Here is an 18,798-nt window from a genome sequence, read left to right as displayed (position 1 = left end):
CCGTCCGGTGGCACCCTGGGCGGCATGGGCAAGACCGCGCTGATCGTCATCGACATGATCAACACCTACGACCACCAGGACGCCGAGTCCCTGATCCCCGCCGTGGAGTCCGTACTGCCGCATGTGACCGGACTGCTGGACCGGGCGAGGCGGCAGGGCGTCCCCGTGATCTACGTCAACGACAACTTCGGGGAGTGGCGCTCGCACCACGGCGAGATCCTCGACAAGGCCCTCTCCGGACCGCACTCCCGGCTCGTCGAGCCGCTGAAGCCCGACGAGTCCTCCCTCTTCGTGGTCAAGGCACGCCACTCGGTGTTCTTCGAGACCCCGCTGACCTATCTGCTGCACCAGCAGGGGATCGACCGGCTGGTGCTGTGCGGGCAGGTGACCGAGCAGTGCGTGCTGTACTCGGCGCTGGACGCGCACATCCGCCATCTGCAGGTCATCGTCCCGCGGGACGCGGTCGCCCACATCCACGCCGACCTGGCGGACGCGGCGCTGCGCATGATGGAACGGAACATGGGCGCCCGGGTCTGCGACAGCGGCGAGCTGTGGACGTGAGGCGGCCTCAGCTCCGCAGGGTGCGCACGGGCAGGACGACCTGCGCCGCCGAGGAGAGCGTGTCCTCGTGGTTGGCGAAGGCGGCGACCGCCGCACCGTCGCCCGGCTCGCCCCCGGACCAGGGGCGCGTGGCGAAGATGAGGCAGGCGTACCCCTGCCGGTCGACCGCCGCCCGCCACTGCGGGGTGGGGGCGAACTGGGCGTTGACCCCCGGCATGGTGAGGGCCGCGGCGCCCGGTACGACGAGCAGGCCGACCGGCAGATCGGGCAGGACGGTGGCGTCGAGGACGGTGGCGTCGCCCACCGCGATTCCGGCGCGGCTCAGCAGCCCCTCGACGGCGGCCGGGGTCGCCTCCGGGCCGCCCTCCCCGTCACCGAGGGAGCAGGCGAGGAGGAAGGGGACGTCGCCGTCGGGCGTCTCACGGCTCCAGGACATGATGACGAGCGTGCCGAGGTCGGCGGTTCGCAGGGGGCGCGGGTCAGTGGAGATCGAGGTCACCGCGAAACGGTAAGCGCGCGCGGCGACGCGTCCGCCCGGCCGTCACCCGACTGGGCGACTCCCGCGCGCTTCTTCACACGAACGAGGGGCGTCCGCCAACCCGGTCAGTGCTGCGACAGCCGCCCGCGGATGTCGTCGAAGTGCCGGTGCACGGCCGTCTCCGCGGCCTTCGCGTCACCAGCGCGCACGGCCTCGACGATCCTGGCGTGCATCCGGGCCAGTTCCTCGCCGTCGGCCGCCGAGCCGAGCCCCCGCGCCTGCGCGCGCACCCGGTGGAAGGCGCTCCAGAAGGCGTCGAGCAGCTCGCTGAGCAGGTCGTTGTCGAGCGAGCGGTGCAGCACCCGGTGGAAGGCGCGGTCGGTGCGGGACACGATCTCGCCTCCCTCGCGCACCTCCGTGTGCATCGTCTCCACCAGCGCGTCCAGCTCGGCCAGATCCTCTTCGGGCAGCCGTCCGGCGAGCTGGTGCATGAGTCCCGCCTCCAGGGCCTCGCGCAGTTGCAGCAGCTCCAGCAGACTGCCGTGGCCGCGGCGGTGCCCGACCACCGTGCGGAAGGCCATGGCCTCGGTCATCGGCTCCAGCGACATGGACCCGACATAGGTCCCGAAGCCGCGGCGGATCTCGACGATGTGCATGGCCTGGAGGGACTTGAGCGCCTCCCGCAGCGAGTTGCGGCTGACGCCGAAACGCTCCATCAGCTCCGTCTCGGTGGGCAGCGGATCGCCGGGACCGAGGCCCTGTTCGACGATCAGCTCCTTGATCTTCTCCTCGGCGTCGGCGGCGACCGAGCCCATGTGACGTCCCCTCTCGACCCTTGACATCCCCTGCTCCGACATGTGTCACTCTAACAGGACGTGGGACATCCTACGTCCCCCGTCACCTGGGGCTCCGGCGCGCTGCTGCCCGCCGCGGCCCGGGGCGAGGACAGTACGACCTGGAGTACCGCATGCCCATCCCCACGCCGCTGAGCGGCGTCGTCCCCCCGGTCATCACCCCCCTCACGCCCCAGGGCGAGGTGGACACCGCCTCCGTGCGCCGGCTCACCGAGCACCTGATCACGGCGGGGGTGCACGGCCTGTTCCTGCTGGGGTCCAGCGGCGAGGCCGCCTACCTCACCGACACCCAGCGGCTGACCGCGCTGGAGACCGCCGTGGACGCCGCCGCGGGCCGCGTCCCCGTCCTCGCCGGGATCATCGACACCACCACGGCCCGCGTCCTGGACCGGGCGGCCGACGCGGTCCGGGCGGGCGCCGACGCGCTCGTGGCCACGGCGCCCTTCTACACCCGCACCCACCCCGTGGAGATCGCCGACCACTTCCGGCGCGTGCGCGAGGGCTCGGGACTGCCGCTGTTCGCCTACGACATCCCGGTCGCCGTACACACCAAGCTGCCCCGCGACGTGGTCCTCGACCTGGCCGGGGACGGCACCCTCGCCGGACTCAAGGACTCCAGCGGCGACGAGGGCTCCCTGCGCCGCCTGCTGGTCGAACTCCGCCGCCGCACCCCCGGCTTCACCGTGCTCACCGGCTCCGAGCTGACCGTCGACGGCGCGCTGCTCGCCGGCGCCGACGGAGTCGTGCCCGGCCTCGGCAACGTCGACGCCCACGGCTACGTACGCCTCTACGAGGCCGCCCGGGCCGGGGACTGGGCGACCGCCAGGACCGAACAGGACCGGCTCGCCGCCCTGTTCGCCCTCACCGACGCGGGCGACCCCGCGCTGATGGGCGGCAGCTCCAGCGCGCTCGGCGCCTTCAAGGCGGCGGCCCACCTGCTGGGTCTCATCGACTGCCCGGCCACCGCCGCACCGCAGGTACCGCTCGACGCGCCGGCCGTGGCCCGGGTCCGCGACCGGCTCACCGAGGCCGGACTCCTCTGAACCCAGCCTCGCCCACCCGGTCCCCGTCCCCGTCCCCGACGCGCGTCTCCCCACCCGCATAGGATCGCCATGTCATCTGCGCGCACCACCTCGACCTCCCAGCCCTGGTACCGCGAGATCACCCGGGAGAAGTGGAAGTCCTTCTTCGCCGCCTGGATCGGCTACCTCCTCGACGGCTTCGACTTCGTCCTCATCACCCTCGTACTGACCGAGATCGCCGACGACTTCGGACTGTCGGCCGTCGAGTCCGCCAGCCTCGTGTCCGGAGCCTTCATCACCCGCTGGCTCGGCGGCGCGGTGCTCGGCGCGCTCGGCGACCGGTTCGGCCGCAAGAGCGCCATGGTGGCCAGCATCCTGCTCTACTCGGTCGGCACCTTCGCCTGCGGCTTCGCCTGGGACTACACCAGCCTGTTCACGGCCCGCCTGCTGATCGGCATGGGCATGGCGGGCGAGTACAGCGCCAGCGCCACCTACGTCCTGGAGAGCTGGCCGGCCCGGCTGCGCAACCGCGCCTCCGGCTTCCTCATCTCCGGCTTCTCGCTGGGCGGCGTCCTGGCGGCCGAGGTCTACGAGCACGTGGTGCCCGGGCACGGCTGGCGCTGGCTGTTCTACATCGGCCTGTTCCCCGTCGTCGTCGCCCTGTGGGTGCGCCGGGCGCTGCCCGAGGCCGACGACTGGGAGGCACGGGTGGGGGCCACCGGTGAACGGCCCAACCCCTTCCGGCCGCTGTTCGCCGGTCCCCGCCGGGCGACGGTCAACACGGTGCTCGCTCTCGTCGCCACAGGCTCGCTCTTCGCGGTGTTCACCCCGCTCGGCGCGGGCGCCGTACCCGTCCTGTCCGTCCTGGCGACGGCCTGCCTCGTCGCCTTCGCGGTGCAACTGGGCGGCCGCAAGCGGTGGGTGCTCTTCGTCGCGCTGTGCGTCACCGTCTTCTGCGCCTTCCTCTACAGCTGGCCGGTGCAGGCCCTGCTGCCCACCTACCTCAAGACCGAGCTGGGCTTCACCCCGGCACAGGTCAGCGACGCGCTCTACTACGCCGGGTTCGGCACGATGGCGGGCTGCGTCGTCACCGGCTTCGTCGGCGACCGGTTCGGCACCCGCAGGGCGTACGCCTGCACCCTGGTGGTGGGTGTCGCCTTCGTCTTCCCCGTCTTCGCGATCCGCGACAGCCAACTCCAGCTGGGCATCCTGCTGTTCCTCATGCTCGCCTGCATGCAGGGCATCTCCGGGCTGCTGCCCAAGTTCATCGCCGGGCACTTCCCGACCGAGACCCGGGCCGCGTCCCTGGGCTTCACCTACAACGTGGGCGCGCTGGGCGGCGCGGTGGCCCCGGTGCTCGGTGCCAAGCTCGCGTCGAGCATGTCCCTGGGCCAGTCGCTGGCCGTGCTCACCTTCTCGCTGACCCTCGTGGTGATCCTGCTGATCGGCTTCGACGTCCCGAGCCGCCTCAACCGGCTCGTCGACAAGGAGGCGGTCCCGGACTACCTCGCCGCCGAGGCGACGGTGCCGGACGGCGCGGAGCGCATCCGGTCGGCACCGTGAGACGGGCGGCGGGCGGGGGACGACGTGTGCTCCGACTGGCCCAAGACGCGGCCGTCGGCGCGGCGACCGGCGGCCGCCTGGTGTAACTGTCTTCGTATGATCTGTAGACGAAATGATCGTCAGAGCGACGTGCGTGGTTCGCGTGGCCGCAGGATCCGCACCGCCGCGGTGACCCTGGTCGCCGCGACCGCCCTCGGCGCCACCGGTCAGACGGTGGCCGCCCCGTCGGTGCCCCCGCGCACCGACTGGGACGCCATCGCCGCCTGCGAGTCCAGCGGCAACTGGCAGGCCAACACCGGCAACGGCTACTACGGCGGGCTGCAGTTCGCGCGCTCCAGCTGGATCGCGGCCGGCGGCCTCAAGTACGCCCCGCGCGCGGACCTCGCCAGCCGCGCCGAGCAGATCGCCGTGGCTGAACGCCTGGCCCGCATGCAGGGGATGTCCGCCTGGGGCTGCGCCTAGGCCCGGGGCCGCGCTCGCCCGCGCTCAGCGGACGGGTGCGGCGGCGGGTCGCGGCAGGCCGTAGTGGTCGCGCAGCGTGGTGCCGTCGTACGCCGCGCGGAACAGGCCCCGCTCGCGCAGGACCGGCACCACCTGATCGGCGAAGAGGTCGAAGCCCCCGGTCAGCCAGGGCGGCATGACGTTGAAGCCGTCGGCCGCCCCGTGCTCGAACCACTCCTGGAGCTGGTCGGCGACCTGCTCGGGTGTCCCGGCCACCACGCGGTGGCCGCGGGCGCCCGCGAGACGGTGCAGCAGCTCGCGCACCGTGGGCTGTTCGCGGTCGATGATGTCCAGGACCAGCCGGAAGCGGCTGCCGTTGCCGCGCTCGCCCCGGGTCTCGACGAGTTGCCGGGGCACGGGACCGTCCAGCTCGGCGGCGCTCAGCCGAAGACCCAGCAGGCGCTGCAGCAGTTGGAGCGAGTACTCGGGCTGGGTGAGTTCGTCGAACTCCTTGTGCAGCGCCCGTGCCTCCGCCTCGGTCGAACCGATGAAGGGGCTGATGCCGGGCAGGACGAGCAGCCGGTCCGGGTCACGGCCGAGCGCCCCGGCCCGCGCCTTGAGGTCGGCGTAGAACTCCTGAGCGCCGCGCAGCGTCTGGTGCGCCGTGAACACGGCCTCGGCGTAGGCAGCGGCGAAGGAACGGCCGTCCTCGGACGATCCCGCCTGGACGTACACCGGGCGGCCCTGCGGGGAGCGGGGGAGGTTCAGCGGTCCGCGCACCCGCAGCCGCGGGCCCGTGTGGTCGATCGTGTGGATGCGGTCGGTGTCGGCGAACACGCCGGACTTCTGGTCGACGACGAGTGCCTCGTCCTCCCAGCTGTCCCACAGCTTCGTCACCACCTCCACGAACTCCCGGGCGCGCTCGTACCGTTCGGCGTGCACCGGGTGCGCGTCGAGGCCGAAGTTCCCGGCGGCCTGCGGGGCGCCGGTGGTGACGATGTTCCAGCCCGCCCGGCCCCCGCTGAGATGGTCGAGCGAGGAGAAGAGCCGGGCCAGGTTGTACGGCTCCGTGTACGTGGTCGAGGCGGTGGCGATCAGGCCGATGCGTTCGGTGGCCGCGGCGAGAGCCGACAGCCAGGTGAACGGTTCGAGCCGGAAGCGGCTGGCGTAGCGCACGTTGTCCGCCAGGGACGGACCGTCGGCGAAGAACACGGCGTCGAAGGCGGCCGCTTCCGCCCTGCGGGCGAGGTCCTGGTAGAAGCCGATGTCCAGGATGCGTTCCGGGTCGGTGCCGTGGTACCGCCAGGCGGCCTCGTGGTGTCCGCCCGGGTAGACGAACAGGTTCAGACGCAGTGTCCGGGTGCTCATGCCGCCTTCTCCTCCTCGGCGTTGCCGGTGTCCTCGGTGACGTCCACGCCCAGGTGGGCGAGCAGCCGGCCGCGCAGGGCCGCGTACGCGGTGCCGCCGGGGCGGCGCGGCGCCGAGAGCCGCACGGGAAGGTCGGCCGCGATCCGGCCCCGGTCCAGCACCACGACCCGGTCCGCGAGCGCGATGGCCTCGTCGACGTCGTGGGTGACGAGCAGTACGGCGGGCCGGTGCCGCTCGCACAGCCGCCGCAGCAGGGTGTGCATCCGCGTGCGGGTCAGCGCGTCCAGCGCGCCGAACGGTTCGTCGGCGAGCAGCAGCCGCGGCTCGCGCACCAGGGACCGGGCGAGCGAGACGCGCTGCTGTTCACCGCCCGACAGCTCCACGGGCCAGGCCCGTTCGCGCCCGGCGAGCCCGACCTCGGCGAGCGCGTCGCGCCCCCGGTCTCCGGCCAAGGGTCCGGACAGGCCCAGCACGACGTTGTCGAGCAGCCGCTTCCACGGCAGCAGCCGTGCGTCCTGGAAGACGACGGACACCTGCTCGGGGGCGGTGAGGTCGCCGCTGCCCGCCACCTCGTGGTCGAGTCCGGCCAGGGCCCGCAGCAGCGTGCTCTTGCCGGAGCCGCTGCGGCCGAGGAGCGCCACGAACTCACCGGCCGCGATGGACAGGTCGAGCCCGTCCAGCACTCTGCGGTCGCCGAAGGAGCGCACCAGGTTCTCGATGCGGACCGCCGAGCGGTCCCCGGTCGTCCTCAGCCCGCCAGCGTGCGCCGCCATGACAGGGCCCTCCTCTCCACGAGTCGTACGAGTGCGTCGGAGGCCAGGCCGAGCAGGCCGTACACGACGAGACCGACGATGATGACGTCGGTCTGCCCGTACGTCCGGGCCAGCTCCATCATGTAGCCGATGCCGCTGGTGGCGTTGACCTGCTCCACCACCACCAGGGCCAGCCAGGCCGAGGTCACCGCGAAGCGCATGCCGAGCAGGAAGCCGGGCAGGGCGCCGGGGAGGACGACGTGCCGGACGAAGGCGAACCGGCCCAGGCGTACCGTCTCGGCGAGTTCCGCGTAGCGGCTGTCGATGGTGCGCAGTCCGTTGTGCGTGTGGATGTAGACCGGGACGAGAACGCCGAGGGCGATCGTGACGACCTTCATCGTCTCGCCGATGCCGAACCAGAGGATCAGCAGCGGGATCAGGGCGAGCGAGGGAATGGACCGCTTGATCTGTACCGGGCCGTCGATCACCGCCTCGCCGACGCGGCTGAGACCGGAGACGAGCGCGAGCACCAGTCCGGCCGCGACCCCGAACAGCAGGCCCAGAAGGGCGCGTTGGGCGGAGGTGCCGAGATGGGACTGGAGCTTGCCGCTGTCGATGAGGTCGCCCGCGGTGCCGGCGACGGTCCACGGTGCGGGCAGGCTGCGGACGTCGAGGAGACCGAGTCCCGAGCCCGCCGCCCAGAGGGCGAACAGCAGCACCGGGCCGATCGCCCAGCCGTACGGGACGGGTTTGCCCGGGCCCGGGCGCCCGCGGCGGGAGCGACGGGTGTGGACCGCGGCCGGTGCGGGCGGCGCCGCCGGCGGTGCCTGCTCGCCCAAGGTCGTGGTGGTCATGACGACGTCCCCTCACCGGCGACGGCCCGGGCGGCCACCGCCTCGTAGCGGCGGTCGAAGAGCAGGCCCGCGTCGAACGGTTCGCGGTCCTGTTCCTCGGCCAGCAGGTCGATGGTCTGCTGCTGGCGGTGGATGGCCTCGGTCCAGTCGGCGGGAAGGTCCGGGTGGCCCGCTCGCCGCACGAGGTACTCGCCGTCCTCGCGGTCCAGGCCCTGGTCCTTCACGTAATAGCCCGCGACCCATTCCTTCGGGTGCCGGTCGATCCATGTCTGCGCCCGCGCCCAGAACTTCACCAGTTCACGGACGGCGGCCGACTTCTGCGCGTCGGCGACGGAGTCGGTCAGCGCCCACAGGTGTGCCGGGTCGTCCCGGAGCCCGTGCTTGATCGTCGCGCCGCCCTCCTTGCCGTAGTTCGCCAGATAGCGCTTGATGTTGACGTCCGCGATGGGGGCGGCGTCCACCTGGCGGTTCCCCAGCGCGGTGGGATAGACGTCGCCGGTGCTTGCCAGTTCGACCAGTTCCACGTCCTGCTGGGTGAGCCCGGCCTTCTGGAGGATGCGCAGCACCAGTGCCCCCTGTGCCTGCCCGGGGCTGTAGGCGATCCTCTTTCCGCGCAGGTCCGCGAGGGTCCTGATGCCGGAGCCCGGGGCCGTGCCCAGTTCGTAGATGGGGTTCTCGAGCGGATCGGTGCGGAACTTCACCGCCACGAGCTTCGTGTCGAGGCCCGTCCAGTGCGCGTTGATCGACGGGATGTCCGCGGCCGAGCAGACGTCCAGGGCGTCGGCGCGGAAGGCCTCCGAGCACTGGGGGCCGCCGCTGATGTTGGCCCACTTCACCTCGAAGGGCAGTTCGTCGATCTGTCCGGAGAGTTCGAGCGCGACCTTGAGGTCGGGCGCCCCGACGGTGAGCGTGGTGTCGCGGGCGACCGCGGCCGGGATCCGCTCGTCCGAGACGTCCCTGCCGTCCGCCGCGGACTGGGCCGGGGTCACGCAGGAGGCGAGGGCGAACGGGAGGGCCAGTGCGGCCAGGACGGAACGGCGCCGGAATCCGGGCATGGGTGTGCGAGAGGTCATGACGGCCTTCACGGGATACGGGAGAAAGGGGCAGCCGGGCGGTGGGGTTCAGCTACACACCGCGGTGGCGACGCGCATCAGATCGATGGCGCGCCGCTTCGTGAACTGCCGGGATGTCCGCATGCCGTGGACGCTAACCAGGGGGTGAAACCCGGTCAAGGGCTACCGGTGGGCTCCGCCGGTAGTGCAACGACACCTTCGTGGGCGTGTCATGTTCCGGAAACGCGGCGGCCCGAGTAGGCCGACCAGCGGCCGTCGCGCCGGGCCACCGTGATGTCCCGGCCGAAGCAGGCGGTCAGCAGGGAGTCGGTCAGGACCTCGTCCACCGCACCCCGGGACAGGACCCGGCCCTCGCGCAGCAGCAGGGCGTGGCTGACGGCCGGGAACAGCTCCTCCAGATGGTGGGTGACCGTCACGGTGGCCAACTGCGGCCTCCCCTCGGCCAGTTGGTGCATCGCCTCGACGAGATCCTCGCGGGAGGGCAGGTCCAGGGCGTTGAACGGCTCGTCCAGGAGCAGCAGGGCCGGATCGGCCATCAGCGCCCTGGCGATCAGGATCCGCGCCCGCTGCCCGCCCGAGCAGACGCCGTAGGGCCGGTCGGTCAGCTCCTTGACGCCCAGCTCGGTCAGGAGGTCGCGGGCCCGCAGGCGGACCTCGTCGTCGTACGTCCGCCACAGGGGCTGCACGGTGCCGCTGTGGCCGGTGAGCACGACCGCGTGGGCGGTGAGGTCCTGCGGCACCCGCTGGGCGGAGTTGACGTGGCCGATGCGCGCCCGCAGCTCACGGACGTCGACCCGGCCGAGGCTGCTGCCGAGGACCTCGACCGTGCCCGTGGTGGGGTGCATGAGCGCGCCGAGCAGTCGCAGCAGGGTGGTCTTCCCGGCGCCGTTGGCCCCGAGCAGGGCCCAGTGTTCGCCCGGCCGGACCGTCCAGTCGACGGCGTCGAGGATCAGCTGGTCGGTCGTGAAGCGGCGCACGCTCACGTCCTGGAGCCGGAGCACGGCCGCCTCGTGCTCGTCCCTGCTGGAACTGGCTGTCTGGCCGGTCATGCCGTGACTCCTTCGCGCGCGCTGCCCCTCGGTCGTACACCCCGAACACTAGATGTACTCACCACCCGACTGCCCGGGCCGTCCGCTCCCTGGACGGTGAGCGGCGGCACCGGGCGCGGGACCGGCGGCGGAGGGCGGGAGGCGTCAGACGCCCGCCACCGACTGGATCCAGGAGCGGTACGCGGTCACGTTGGTGTACGCCGTGGTGGTCTGGCGGTCGCTGGTCGAGGCGACGCCCACCTGGATGCCGCCGGCCATCATCGGACCGCCGGAGTCGCCGCCCGCGGTGATGCCGTCGCCGGGGCGCGCGCATATCGCCTGGCCGTTGTAGGCGTCGTAGCACCCACGCGTCACGCTCAGGTTGGCGACCTTGAGGTACTGCGACTGGCAGTTGATCTCCGAGCCGCACCGGGAGGTCGCCCCCCAGCCGTAGACCTGCACGGTCTGGCCGACCCGCACCGTGCCCGGCTGCCCGAGCCGCGCGTAGGAGGCGGAGACGGACCGGTCGAGCCGGACCAGCGCGAGGTCCGCCGAGGGGCTGGTGACGGTCTGGACGCCGCTCGCCACCGTGCCGCCGGAGCCCTGGTCGAGGCTGCCGATCCGGAAGGACAGGTTGCCACCGCTGACGCAGTGCTTGGCGGTGAGGATCCAGGTGGGGGAGATGATGGTCGAGCTGCAGGTCTGGGTGCCGTTGGAGAACAGCCTGGCCGCCCAGGGGGCGTTCTGCGCGTAGCCGCCGCCGATGATCGGCTGGGGGCCGCCGTCACCGGGCCGGGGCTCCACCGCCGAGGCGGACGGCGCGAGCGTGAGGGCGGACAGCAGCGCGGCCACGATTGCGGCCAGCAGGGCGGGGACGAGTCTCGTTGTTCGCAAGGCTCCTCGATTCCGACGACACGCGCCTGGGCGCGTGCTGATGTGTGGGGGTCCACAGCATGTCGGGCCCGGCCGCCGTCCGAACAATCCCGGCTTCGCATAACGCGGCGTTATGCCGGAGGGGACGGGACCGGGGCGGCCCAGCGCGTTCCGGGGGTGGCCGGCGGGCCCTACCGGAGCAGCAGCTGCACCAGGGCGACCGTGCCGACCGTCACCACCAGGCCCCGCAGGACCGCGGGACTGAAGCGGCGGCCCACCTTCGCGCCGACGTAGCCGCCGAGGCCCGAGCCGACCGCGAGGAGCCCCACGGCGGTCCACTCGAAGTCGGCGGCGAAGAGGAAGAAGAGCGCGGCGACGGTGTTGACGACGGCGGCGAGGACGTTCTTGGTCGCGTTGAGCCGTTGCAGGGGCTCGTCCAGGAGCATGCCCATCAGGGACAGGTAGATGATGCCCTGGGCGGCGGTGAAGTAGCCGCCGTAGACGCTGGCCAGCGTCAGGCCGGTGAAGAGCAGGGGGCCGCCGTCGCGGCGGGGGGAGGTGCCGTTGCGGGCCCGGCGGCGCTGGACCAGCCTGCCGATCTGCGGCTGGAACGCCACAAGGAGCAGGGCGAGGCCCACCAGGACCGGCACGATCGTCTCGAAGGCGTCGGCGGGCAGCGTCAGCAGGAGCGTGGCGCCCGCGAGGCCGCCCAGCAGCGCCCCGGCACCCAGCTTCAGGACGCGTCGACCCTGCCCGCGCAGCTCCTTGCGGTAGCCGATGGCCCCGCTGATGGAGCCGGGGATGAGGCCGAGCGCGTTGGAGACGGTGGCGGTGACCGGCGACAGGCCCGTGGCCAGCAGCACCGGGAAGGTGATCAGCGTGCCGGAGCCCACGACGCTGTTGATGGCGCCGGCCCCGACGCCCGCCGTGAACACCGCGGCCATGGCCTCCGGTGTCACCCCGTGCCGCCCGGCGCCGGGCCCGTACTCGGCCGGAAGGTGTCTTGTGCAGCTTTCACGGGGCCGACTGTACCCACCGCCCAGGTCGGCGTGTCCGCCGGTCCCAACCGCTCATGTACGGCCACTTCTTGACGTGAATTCAGCTGATCATGCGGTGATACGATCACCGCGTTTGCGGAGCGGGCGGATGGGTGAAAGACGGCATCCCCGACGTAAGGGGCAGTCCGGGCAGCTACCCCCCGGTGCGGGCAGTCCGCCGGGCCGCCCGCACGGACGGGAATTCAGCAAGCCGGCTGTCAGTCGCCTGAAGAGAGTCTTATGACGGAATACACAGGGAACCCATTGCTCTGGGTCGCCCTCGTCGCCCTCGTCGCCGCCGCCGTGCTCATCAGCCGCCAGCGCAAGGCGGCACGGGCGTTGCGGCAGCAGGTCCAGGGGCTCAGGGATCACTACACCGAGCTGGAGAACGATTACGGGAAGTCCGTGCAGGCCGCCCAGGAGCGGGCCGAGGACGAGACCAAGACGGTGCTGAAGTCCGCCATGCGGACCCTTCAGGGCCTCGCCGCCGAACAGCAACTGGTGCTCTCCCGGCTGCAGAACAAGTACGGCGACTCGGCCCTCCTCCAGGACCTGCTGGAGATCGACCACACCAACTCGCAGTTCGGCCGGCGGGCCCAGTCCATCGCCGTGCTGTGCGACGGCTGGCTCGGCGGGCGGCGCGACACCGCCTCCGTCTACGACGTGGTGCGCAGCGCCCAGGGGCGCATCCGGCACTTCCGCCGGGTGGACATCCTCTCCCAGGTCGACTTCGGCATCACCAGCCGGGCCGTCGAACCCGTCGCCCTGGCCCTCGCCGAGCTGCTCGACAACGCCACCAGCTACTCCAGCCCGGACACCGTCGTCGAGATCAACATCCGGACCGTCCCCAAGGGCATCTGCGTCGTGGTCGACGACGCGGGTGTGGGCATGAGCGACGAGGAGCGGGCCCGCGCCGACAAGCTCCTCGCCACCGAGCGCGCCTCGGGCGTGGCGGGGCTCGGCAACCCGCCGCAGTTCGGTTTCGCCGTCATCGGCCTGCTGTGCGAACGATTCGGCTTCGAGGTGTCGGTGGACTCCTCCTCCCCCTACGGAGGTGTACGGGCGGTGGTCCTGCTGCCGCACGAACTGCTCACCGCCATGCCGGAGAAGAAGGCACCCGCCCCGGCCGCCCGCGGCACCGCCCGGCCGGTCCCGGACGGCGGACCGGAGGCCGCGTCGCTCGCCTCCGCCGAGACCGGCGACGGTCTGCCCCGGCGCCGCCGCAAGCGGCCGATGGCCATCGTGCCCGGCAGCGCCTCCGCCCCGCGCGCGGCGGGCCGCTCCGACTCCGAGCAGGCACAGATCATGGGTGCCTTCCAGCGCGGAACGCAGTCCGGCCGGGGCACCGAACCGGCGAGCCCGGACGACGCCGGCCGGACGAGCGAAACACCTGGTGCAAGCAGCGAAGGACATGAGGTCTCGTGAACGACGATCTGTCATGGATGCTCGACAGCGCCCTGGAGATTCCCGGGGCCCTGCACGCGGTCCTGATCTCCGCCGACGGCCTGCTGATGGCCCGGACGCAGGACTTCGACAAGGACGACGCCGACCGGGTCGCCGCCGCGATGAGCGGCGTGCAGTCGCTCAGCCGCACGCTCGCCTTCTTCTGTGAGGACCCCACCCACACGTGGCGGCAGACCCTGGTCGAGTTCGACGGCGGCTGGGTGTTCCTGATCTCCGCGGGCGAGGGCGCCTACCTCGGCGTGTCCGCCTCCCCGGAGGTCGACATGGCGGACATCACCTTCCGGATGCAGCAACTCGTGGCCCAGCTCGGCAAGCGGCTGACGACGCCGCCGCGCGAGAACCTGGGCGCCCGCTCATGACCGGCCACGACGGCTGGCAGCCCGAGGCGCCGGAATTAGTGCGGCCGTACGTCATCACCAAGGGCCGCGGCCTGCCCGACGAGGACGACCTGTCCCTCATCACCCTGGTCACCGCCTCCGCCGGGCAGCCGCAGCGGCCGGCCCGGCTGTCCCCCGAGGAGCAGAGCCTGCTCGACCTCTGCTCCGCCGGCTACCTCTCGGTCGCCGAGATCGCCGGACACACCCACTTCCCGCTCGGTGTCGTGCGGATCCTGCTGGCCTCCTTGATGGAAGGCGGACACCTCATGACCCGCCCGCCGGTGGCCCGCGCCCGCCTCGCGGACAAGGAGATCCTGGAGGAGGTCCTCAATGGGCTCCGCGCCAAGTTTGGATGAGCGGGACTACGTACGCGGGGGAGCGACCCAGACGGCGGTGAAGATCCTCGTCGTCGGGCACTTCGCGGTGGGCAAGACCACCCTCATCGGCTCCATCTCCGAGATCGAGCCGCTGTCCACCGAGGAGACGATGACGCAGGCCGCCGAGTCGGTCGACGACCTCAAGGGGGTCCAGGGCAAGACCACCACCACGGTCGCCATGGACTTCGGTCGCCTGACCATCAGCGACCGCGTCGTGCTGTACCTGTTCGGCACCCCCGGCCAGCAGCGCTTCGTGCAGATGTGGGAGGACATGGCCCGCGGCGCGCTCGGCGCCCTGGTGCTGGTCGACCCGGAGCGGCTGGCGGACTCCTTCCCCGTGATCGACCTCATCGAGCACTACGGGCTCGACTACGCCATCGCCGTCAACCACTTCGACGGCACGCCGCTGCGCGACGAGCGGGCGCTGCGCGAGGCGCTCGACCTGCTCGACGACACCCCCGTCGTCACCTGCGACGCCCGCGACGAGAAGTCCTCGGCCGCCGCACTGACCACCCTCGTCCGCTACTTGCTGGACCGCACCCGCTAGGAGCTGGGAGCAGACATGAACGCCCACGACACCGCCCCGGTGCCGCCGCCCGGCTGCCCGGCCCACGGCTCCGGCGCCCGGGTCCCGCTGCACGGGCCGGAGTTCGCCGCCGACCCGCAGGCGTACTACGAGTACCTGCGCCACTACGGGGCCGCGGCCCCCGTCGAACTGGCCCCGGGCGTCGAGGCGACGCTGGTCACCGACTACGCGGCGGCGCTCCAACTGCTGCAGGACTCCGGCACCTTCCGCAAGGACGCGCGCCGCTGGCGGGCCTTCAACGAGGGCAAGGTGAGCCCGGACAGCCCGGTTACACCGCTGCTGGCCTACCGGCCCAACTGCATGTTCGCCGACGGCGCCGACCACCTCAGGCTGCGCCAGGCGGTCACCGACAGCATGGCGCGGGTGGACACCCGGCGGCTGAGCCGCAGCACCGAGCAGATCTCCGGCTACCTCGTCTCCCAGTTCGCCGCCCGCGGCTCGGCCGACCTGCTCGGGGACTACGCCAAGCAGCTGCCGCTGTTCGTGTTCAACGAACTCTTCGGCTGCCCCGCCGACATCGGCGACCGGGTGCTGTTCGGCATCTCCGGCATGTTCGACGGCGTCAACGCCGAGAAGGCCACCGCGGTGCTCTTCCAGGCCGTGGGGGAACTGGTCGCGCTCAAGCGGCGCAAGCCCGGTGACGACGTCACCTCCTGGCTGATGCAGCACGAGGCCCGGCTCGACGACGAGGAGATGGTCCACCAGCTCGCCCTGCTGCTCGGCGCGGGCGCCGAACCCCTGCGCAACCTTCTCGGCAACACCCTGCACCGGCTCCTGACCCACGAGCGGTACGCCCGCGAGGGCGGACTGATCGACGAGGCGCTCGACGACACGCTGTGGGAGAACCCGCCCATGGCCAACTACGCCCCGCACTACCCGGCCGCCGACACGGAACTCGCCGGTCAGCACCTGCAGGCGGGCGAACTCGTCCTGGTCAGCTTCGCCGCGGCCAACACCGGCCCGACCCTCAAGGCCTCCCGCCAGGCCGGCAGCAACCGCGCCCACCTCGCCTGGAGCGCGGGCCCGCACGCCTGCCCGTCCAAGGAACCGGCCCGGCACATCACGGTCACGGCCGTCGAGCACCTGCTCAACGAGCTGCCCGACGTCGAACTCGCCGTACCCGAGGACAGCCTGACGTGGCGTCCGGGACCCTTCAACCGGGCCCTGGCCACGCTTCCGGCCCGGTTCACCCCGGTGCGTTCCGCGCGGCGCGGCGAACCGGGGCCGGTCGCAGCGGCGGCCGAGCAGGAGAAGGCCGCCGGTGCGGCCCGTCCGGCCGAACCCAAGGGAATGTGGAGCCAGTTCCTCAACTGGCTGACACGGTGATGTGCGCAACACCCTCCCGATCCGCCCCTTTCGCATAGAGATCGAACGGCACGGGTAGTGAGCAACGCGGTACTCAAGTTGCTCACGAGTCAAAGGAGGTGTCGTGGACCACATATCCACGAACGCCGCTTTCCCGGCGCCGGACCCACTGATACCCGCCCCCCGGGGCGGGTATCGCTTTGTGCGGCTTCGGCCGGGGACGGGCCGGTGACCGCCGCACCGACGGGCACGGACCCGTGGGGCACCCCCACGCTCGGTTCCTTCACCGGCGGTCAGCTGCGAAGACTCGGCGCGGTCGCCGGCCTGTCCCGGACCGACGTCGAGACCTACGCACAGGTCCTGACCGACGCACTGGGACCGGTGGCCGAGCGGCCGCTGAGTCCGGCGCCGCCCGCCCGCACCTTCCTGTCCGACGACCACACCCCCGTCGAGTTCTCCCTCTCCTTCCGGCCGGACGCGGCACCCGCCATGCGGGTTCTCGTGGAACCGGGCTGCGGCGCAGACAGCCTGGTTCACCAAGGCCGTGCCGGACTCGAGGCGATCCGGACGATGGCGCGGCGCTGGCACTTCACCACCGACGCCCTCGACGCACTCCAGGACCTGTTCCTGCCACCCGCTCCGCAGGGCCCCTTCGCCCTGTGGTGCGCGCTGGAACTCAGGCCCGGCGGCGTGCCCGGGGTCAAGGTCTATCTGAACCCCTCGGCAGGCGGGGAGGAACGTTCCGCCGCGACGGTGCGCGAGGCCCTGAACCGGCTCGGGCACCGCCGGGCCTTCGAGAGCCTGCCTCCGGGCAACGGGTATCCGTTCCTGGCCCTGGACCTCGGGGACTGGGCGGAGCCCCGGGCGAAGGTCTACGTGCGCCACGACCGGCTCACGGCGAGCCAGGCCGGGCACCTGTCCCGGATGGACTCGGGCCCCGGGCCCGCGGCGGTCGAGGGCTTCTTCCGCACGGCCGCGGGCTTCGGCCCCGGCACGGCCGGGCTCGGCGGGCGGCCCGGCCTGTCCTGCCACTCCTTCACCGACACCGGTAGCGGGCGGCCGAGCGGTTTCACCCTGCACATCCCGGTGCGGGACTACGTCCGGCACGACGGGGAGGCCCTGGCGCGGGCGACGAGAGTGCTGCGCCAGCACGGCGCGGACGCCTCCGTGCTCGACCGTGCCCTGGCCGCCCTCACCGCGCGGCGGCCCGAGGACGGGGTGGGCCTGATCGCCTACCTGGCCCTGGCCCACCAGCGGGGGCGGGCGCCGCGGGTGACGGCGTACCTCTCTTCGGAGGCGTACGCGGTCCGGCCGCCGGTCGTGGAGGCCGTCCGCCGACCGGTGTCGGTCCGCTGAGCGGGCCGTCCGCACACGACAGGGCTCCCGGTGCGATCCATCGGGAGCCCTGTGCGGACGCGGCCGGGCGTCGTGGCCGGGGACGCCCGGCGGGACGGTCACACGGGCAGCGACTCGCGGAACTCCGCCAGGTAGGGACCCACGTCGACCTGGATCGAGGCGCCCTCGGTCCGGCCGTAGCGCTGGACGATGCCGGCCAGGTAGGTGCCGATCTCCTCGCGCATCTCCTCGGCCGCGGGCAGCGCGGCGGCGCCGTCGACCAGCCGGGCCACCCACTGGGCCTGGGCCTCCACCAGCCGGGTGATGGCGCCCACGGGCCGCACCAGACCCACGAAGTACAGGCCGGGACGGTCCGCCGGGACGACCCGTCGGTACAGCTCGACCGAGCCGTCCGCCGCCACCGGGCAGCCGGGGGGCAGGAAGGGGAAGGTCATGTGGAAGCCGGTGCAGTAGACGACCGCGTCGGCGGTCTCGGAACTGCCGTCCGTGAACACGACCCGGTCGCCCTCGAACGAGGCGATCGCGGGCTTGGGGGTCACCGCCCCGTGCCGGATCCGGCTGAGGATCTCGTCCGAGAGGGTCGTCGCGGAGGAGAAGACCGGATGGTCGGGCTCGGGCAGGCCGTAGTCCGAGAGGCGGCCGCGGGCCACCAGCAGGGCCTGCTCCACCCACTGGCGCCGCTCGGCGAAGGACATCTCGTTCCACCACGGGGCTTCGGCGATCTCGTCGACCGACATCCCGAAGAGCTGCTTGGGCACGATGTGCAGTCCCCGGCGCACCGAGAGCAGGGTCCGCTCCGCGTGCCGGGAGAGGTCTGCGGCGATGTCCACCGCCGAGGCGCCGAGGCCCACCACGACGACGCGCCGGCCGGTGAAGTCGCCGCCGTCGCGGTAGTCGAGGGAATGAAGAATCGTTCCGGCGAAGGATTCCGCGCCGGCCGGAAGCGGGTCGGGCAGGGCCGGGTCGGTGTGGTGTCCGGAGGCGACGACCACCTGCTCGAAGCGGCGCGAGCTGCGCGCGCCGTCCGCGCCCCGGCTGACGACCGTCCAGGTGCCGTCCGCCTCCTGGTGGACGGACAGCACCTCGGTCCGCAGCTCGACGTGGTCGAGCAGCCCGGCCCACTCGGCGAAGGATCGCAGATAGGCGGCGACCTGGCTGTGCCGGGGGTAGAGCGGATACGAGGACGGCATCGGGAAGTCCGCGTAACCGGTCAGCTGCTTGGCGGTGTTCAGGTGCAGGGACTGATAGCCCGGGCCCCGCTCACCGGCCCCCGGCTGGCGCCAGATCCCGCCGACGTCGGGTGCCTTCTCCAGGCAGACGAAGGAGATGCCGCGCTCCTTCAGGGCGTGGCCCACCGCCAGCCCCGACAGGCCTGCACCGATCACACACACACGCACGGGATGTCCCCCCAGGATGTACTCAACCTCCC

At 72.2% G+C, this 18,798-nt stretch carries 21 protein-coding genes; 10 read left to right on the top strand and 11 right to left on the bottom strand.

Annotated features, from left to right (window positions below; translation table 11 throughout):
* The first annotated feature begins 24 nt into the window (after positions 1–24).
* The gene (locus ACGH52_RS03985; protein ID WP_059298879.1) at positions 25–561 is read left to right on the top strand and encodes an isochorismatase family cysteine hydrolase; all 537 of its coding nucleotides are present in this window, start codon (positions 25–27) and stop codon (positions 559–561) included.
* Between the two features lie 7 nt (positions 562–568).
* Here ACGH52_RS03985 and ACGH52_RS03980 read toward each other — a convergent pair whose 3' ends face one another.
* Both ACGH52_RS03980 and ACGH52_RS03975 read right to left on the bottom strand, forming a co-directional pair.
* Positions 569–1,060: a DUF5949 family protein gene (locus ACGH52_RS03980; protein WP_076977685.1), complete on the bottom strand. Its 492-nt coding sequence runs from the start codon at positions 1,058–1,060 to the stop codon at positions 569–571.
* A gap of 104 nt (positions 1,061–1,164) precedes the next feature.
* Positions 1,165–1,854: a FadR/GntR family transcriptional regulator gene (locus ACGH52_RS03975; RefSeq protein ID WP_247700312.1), complete on the bottom strand. Its 690-nt coding sequence runs from the start codon at positions 1,852–1,854 to the stop codon at positions 1,165–1,167.
* Between the two features lie 152 nt (positions 1,855–2,006).
* On the opposite strand from ACGH52_RS03975, the gene ACGH52_RS03970 reads away from it, so the two are divergent.
* From ACGH52_RS03970 to rpfE, 3 genes are all read left to right on the top strand, one after another.
* Positions 2,007–2,936, top strand: coding sequence for a dihydrodipicolinate synthase family protein (locus ACGH52_RS03970; protein WP_059298876.1), 930 nt, complete (start codon positions 2,007–2,009; stop codon positions 2,934–2,936).
* Between the two features lie 69 nt (positions 2,937–3,005).
* Positions 3,006–4,478, top strand: coding sequence for a sialate:H+ symport family MFS transporter (locus tag ACGH52_RS03965; RefSeq protein WP_059298875.1), 1,473 nt, complete (start codon positions 3,006–3,008; stop codon positions 4,476–4,478).
* A 96-nt stretch (positions 4,479–4,574) separates the two neighbouring features.
* Positions 4,575–4,940 carry a resuscitation-promoting factor protein RpfE gene (gene rpfE / locus ACGH52_RS03960; protein WP_399937607.1) on the top strand — a complete coding sequence of 122 codons (366 nt, stop codon included), beginning with the start codon at positions 4,575–4,577 and terminating at the stop codon, positions 4,938–4,940.
* Positions 4,941–4,964: 24 nt separating this feature from the next.
* Here rpfE and ACGH52_RS03955 read toward each other — a convergent pair whose 3' ends face one another.
* From ACGH52_RS03955 to ACGH52_RS03920, 8 genes are all read right to left on the bottom strand, one after another.
* Positions 4,965–6,287 (bottom strand): LLM class flavin-dependent oxidoreductase, encoded by a 1,323-nt coding sequence (locus ACGH52_RS03955; RefSeq protein WP_076977688.1) that lies wholly within the window; start codon positions 6,285–6,287, stop codon positions 4,965–4,967.
* Positions 6,284–7,060, bottom strand: coding sequence for an ABC transporter ATP-binding protein (locus ACGH52_RS03950; protein WP_121702033.1), 777 nt, complete (start codon positions 7,058–7,060; stop codon positions 6,284–6,286). Before ACGH52_RS03950 ends, ACGH52_RS03955 begins: the two co-directional genes overlap by 4 nt.
* Positions 7,036–7,893, bottom strand: coding sequence for an ABC transporter permease (locus tag ACGH52_RS03945; RefSeq protein WP_210975657.1), 858 nt, complete (start codon positions 7,891–7,893; stop codon positions 7,036–7,038). The genes ACGH52_RS03950 and ACGH52_RS03945 overlap by 25 nt, the downstream gene beginning before the upstream one ends.
* Positions 7,890–8,966 (bottom strand): ABC transporter substrate-binding protein, encoded by a 1,077-nt coding sequence (locus ACGH52_RS03940; RefSeq protein WP_076977691.1) that lies wholly within the window; start codon positions 8,964–8,966, stop codon positions 7,890–7,892. Before ACGH52_RS03940 ends, ACGH52_RS03945 begins: the two co-directional genes overlap by 4 nt.
* A gap of 48 nt (positions 8,967–9,014) precedes the next feature.
* A complete protein-coding gene (locus ACGH52_RS03935) occupies positions 9,015–9,089 on the bottom strand; it encodes a putative leader peptide (protein ID WP_352146619.1) in 75 nt (24 codons plus the stop codon).
* An 86-nt stretch (positions 9,090–9,175) separates the two neighbouring features.
* Positions 9,176–10,015, bottom strand: coding sequence for an ABC transporter ATP-binding protein (locus ACGH52_RS03930; RefSeq protein WP_399937601.1), 840 nt, complete (start codon positions 10,013–10,015; stop codon positions 9,176–9,178).
* Positions 10,016–10,159: 144 nt separating this feature from the next.
* Entirely contained in the window at positions 10,160–10,888 is a 729-nt protein-coding gene (locus ACGH52_RS03925; protein WP_171987530.1) for a trypsin-like serine protease, read from the bottom strand.
* Between the two features lie 170 nt (positions 10,889–11,058).
* Positions 11,059–11,811, bottom strand: a complete 753-nt coding sequence (locus ACGH52_RS03920; RefSeq protein WP_171987531.1) for a sulfite exporter TauE/SafE family protein — start codon at positions 11,809–11,811, stop codon at positions 11,059–11,061.
* A 333-nt stretch (positions 11,812–12,144) separates the two neighbouring features.
* Between ACGH52_RS03920 and ACGH52_RS03915 the strand changes: the two genes are divergently transcribed.
* The 6 genes from ACGH52_RS03915 to ACGH52_RS03890 all read left to right on the top strand — a co-directional run bounded on the left by ACGH52_RS03915 (position 12,145) and on the right by ACGH52_RS03890 (position 17,369).
* Entirely contained in the window at positions 12,145–13,329 is a 1,185-nt protein-coding gene (locus ACGH52_RS03915) for an ATP-binding protein (protein ID WP_059298866.1), read from the top strand.
* Positions 13,326–13,727, top strand: a complete 402-nt coding sequence (locus tag ACGH52_RS03910) for a roadblock/LC7 domain-containing protein (RefSeq protein WP_076977694.1) — start codon at positions 13,326–13,328, stop codon at positions 13,725–13,727. Before ACGH52_RS03915 ends, ACGH52_RS03910 begins: the two co-directional genes overlap by 4 nt.
* Positions 13,724–14,101 (top strand): DUF742 domain-containing protein, encoded by a 378-nt coding sequence (locus ACGH52_RS03905; RefSeq protein WP_076977695.1) that lies wholly within the window; start codon positions 13,724–13,726, stop codon positions 14,099–14,101. The genes ACGH52_RS03910 and ACGH52_RS03905 overlap by 4 nt, the downstream gene beginning before the upstream one ends.
* Entirely contained in the window at positions 14,076–14,669 is a 594-nt protein-coding gene (locus tag ACGH52_RS03900; RefSeq protein WP_059298863.1) for an ATP/GTP-binding protein, read from the top strand. The genes ACGH52_RS03905 and ACGH52_RS03900 overlap by 26 nt, the downstream gene beginning before the upstream one ends.
* Before the next feature lie 15 nt (positions 14,670–14,684).
* A complete protein-coding gene (locus ACGH52_RS03895; RefSeq protein ID WP_399937595.1) occupies positions 14,685–16,034 on the top strand; it encodes a cytochrome P450 in 1,350 nt (449 codons plus the stop codon).
* 207 nt (positions 16,035–16,241) lie between these two features.
* Positions 16,242–17,369: a tryptophan dimethylallyltransferase family protein gene (locus ACGH52_RS03890; RefSeq protein ID WP_399937592.1), complete on the top strand. Its 1,128-nt coding sequence runs from the start codon at positions 16,242–16,244 to the stop codon at positions 17,367–17,369.
* 98 nt (positions 17,370–17,467) lie between these two features.
* On the opposite strand, the gene ACGH52_RS03885 is transcribed toward ACGH52_RS03890, so the two are convergent.
* On the bottom strand, positions 17,468–18,766 hold the full coding sequence (locus ACGH52_RS03885) for an NAD(P)-binding domain-containing protein (RefSeq protein ID WP_059298860.1): 1,299 nt from the start codon (positions 18,764–18,766) through the stop codon (positions 17,468–17,470).
* Positions 18,767–18,798: the final 32 nt, after the last annotated feature.

The sequence above is a fragment of the Streptomyces sp. BBFR25 genome (assembly GCF_044590125.1).
Classification (GTDB): domain Bacteria; phylum Actinomycetota; class Actinomycetes; order Streptomycetales; family Streptomycetaceae; genus Streptomyces; species Streptomyces canus_D.
This window is presented reverse-complemented; position numbering and strand designations above follow the sequence as displayed.

Coding starts and splice junctions, on each gene's coding strand:
- ACGH52_RS03970 (WP_059298876.1), top strand. CDS start 2,007: ATGCCCATCCCCACGCCGCTGAGCGGCGTCGTCCCCCCGGTCATCACC.
- ACGH52_RS03965 (WP_059298875.1), top strand. CDS start 3,006: ATGTCATCTGCGCGCACCACCTCGACCTCCCAGCCCTGGTACCGCGAG.
- ACGH52_RS03900 (WP_059298863.1), top strand. CDS start 14,076: ATGGGCTCCGCGCCAAGTTTGGATGAGCGGGACTACGTACGCGGGGGA.
- ACGH52_RS03955 (WP_076977688.1), bottom strand. CDS start 6,287: ATGAGCACCCGGACACTGCGTCTGAACCTGTTCGTCTACCCGGGCGGA.
- ACGH52_RS03895 (WP_399937595.1), top strand. CDS start 14,685: ATGAACGCCCACGACACCGCCCCGGTGCCGCCGCCCGGCTGCCCGGCC.
- ACGH52_RS03930 (WP_399937601.1), bottom strand. CDS start 10,015: ATGACCGGCCAGACAGCCAGTTCCAGCAGGGACGAGCACGAGGCGGCC.
- ACGH52_RS03975 (WP_247700312.1), bottom strand. CDS start 1,854: ATGGGCTCGGTCGCCGCCGACGCCGAGGAGAAGATCAAGGAGCTGATC.
- ACGH52_RS03920 (WP_171987531.1), bottom strand. CDS start 11,811: ATGGCCGCGGTGTTCACGGCGGGCGTCGGGGCCGGCGCCATCAACAGC.
- rpfE (WP_399937607.1), top strand. CDS start 4,575: ATGATCTGTAGACGAAATGATCGTCAGAGCGACGTGCGTGGTTCGCGT.
- ACGH52_RS03905 (WP_076977695.1), top strand. CDS start 13,724: ATGACCGGCCACGACGGCTGGCAGCCCGAGGCGCCGGAATTAGTGCGG.
- ACGH52_RS03950 (WP_121702033.1), bottom strand. CDS start 7,060: ATGGCGGCGCACGCTGGCGGGCTGAGGACGACCGGGGACCGCTCGGCG.
- ACGH52_RS03940 (WP_076977691.1), bottom strand. CDS start 8,966: ATGACCTCTCGCACACCCATGCCCGGATTCCGGCGCCGTTCCGTCCTG.
- ACGH52_RS03945 (WP_210975657.1), bottom strand. CDS start 7,893: ATGACCACCACGACCTTGGGCGAGCAGGCACCGCCGGCGGCGCCGCCC.
- ACGH52_RS03915 (WP_059298866.1), top strand. CDS start 12,145: ATGACGGAATACACAGGGAACCCATTGCTCTGGGTCGCCCTCGTCGCC.
- ACGH52_RS03985 (WP_059298879.1), top strand. CDS start 25: ATGGGCAAGACCGCGCTGATCGTCATCGACATGATCAACACCTACGAC.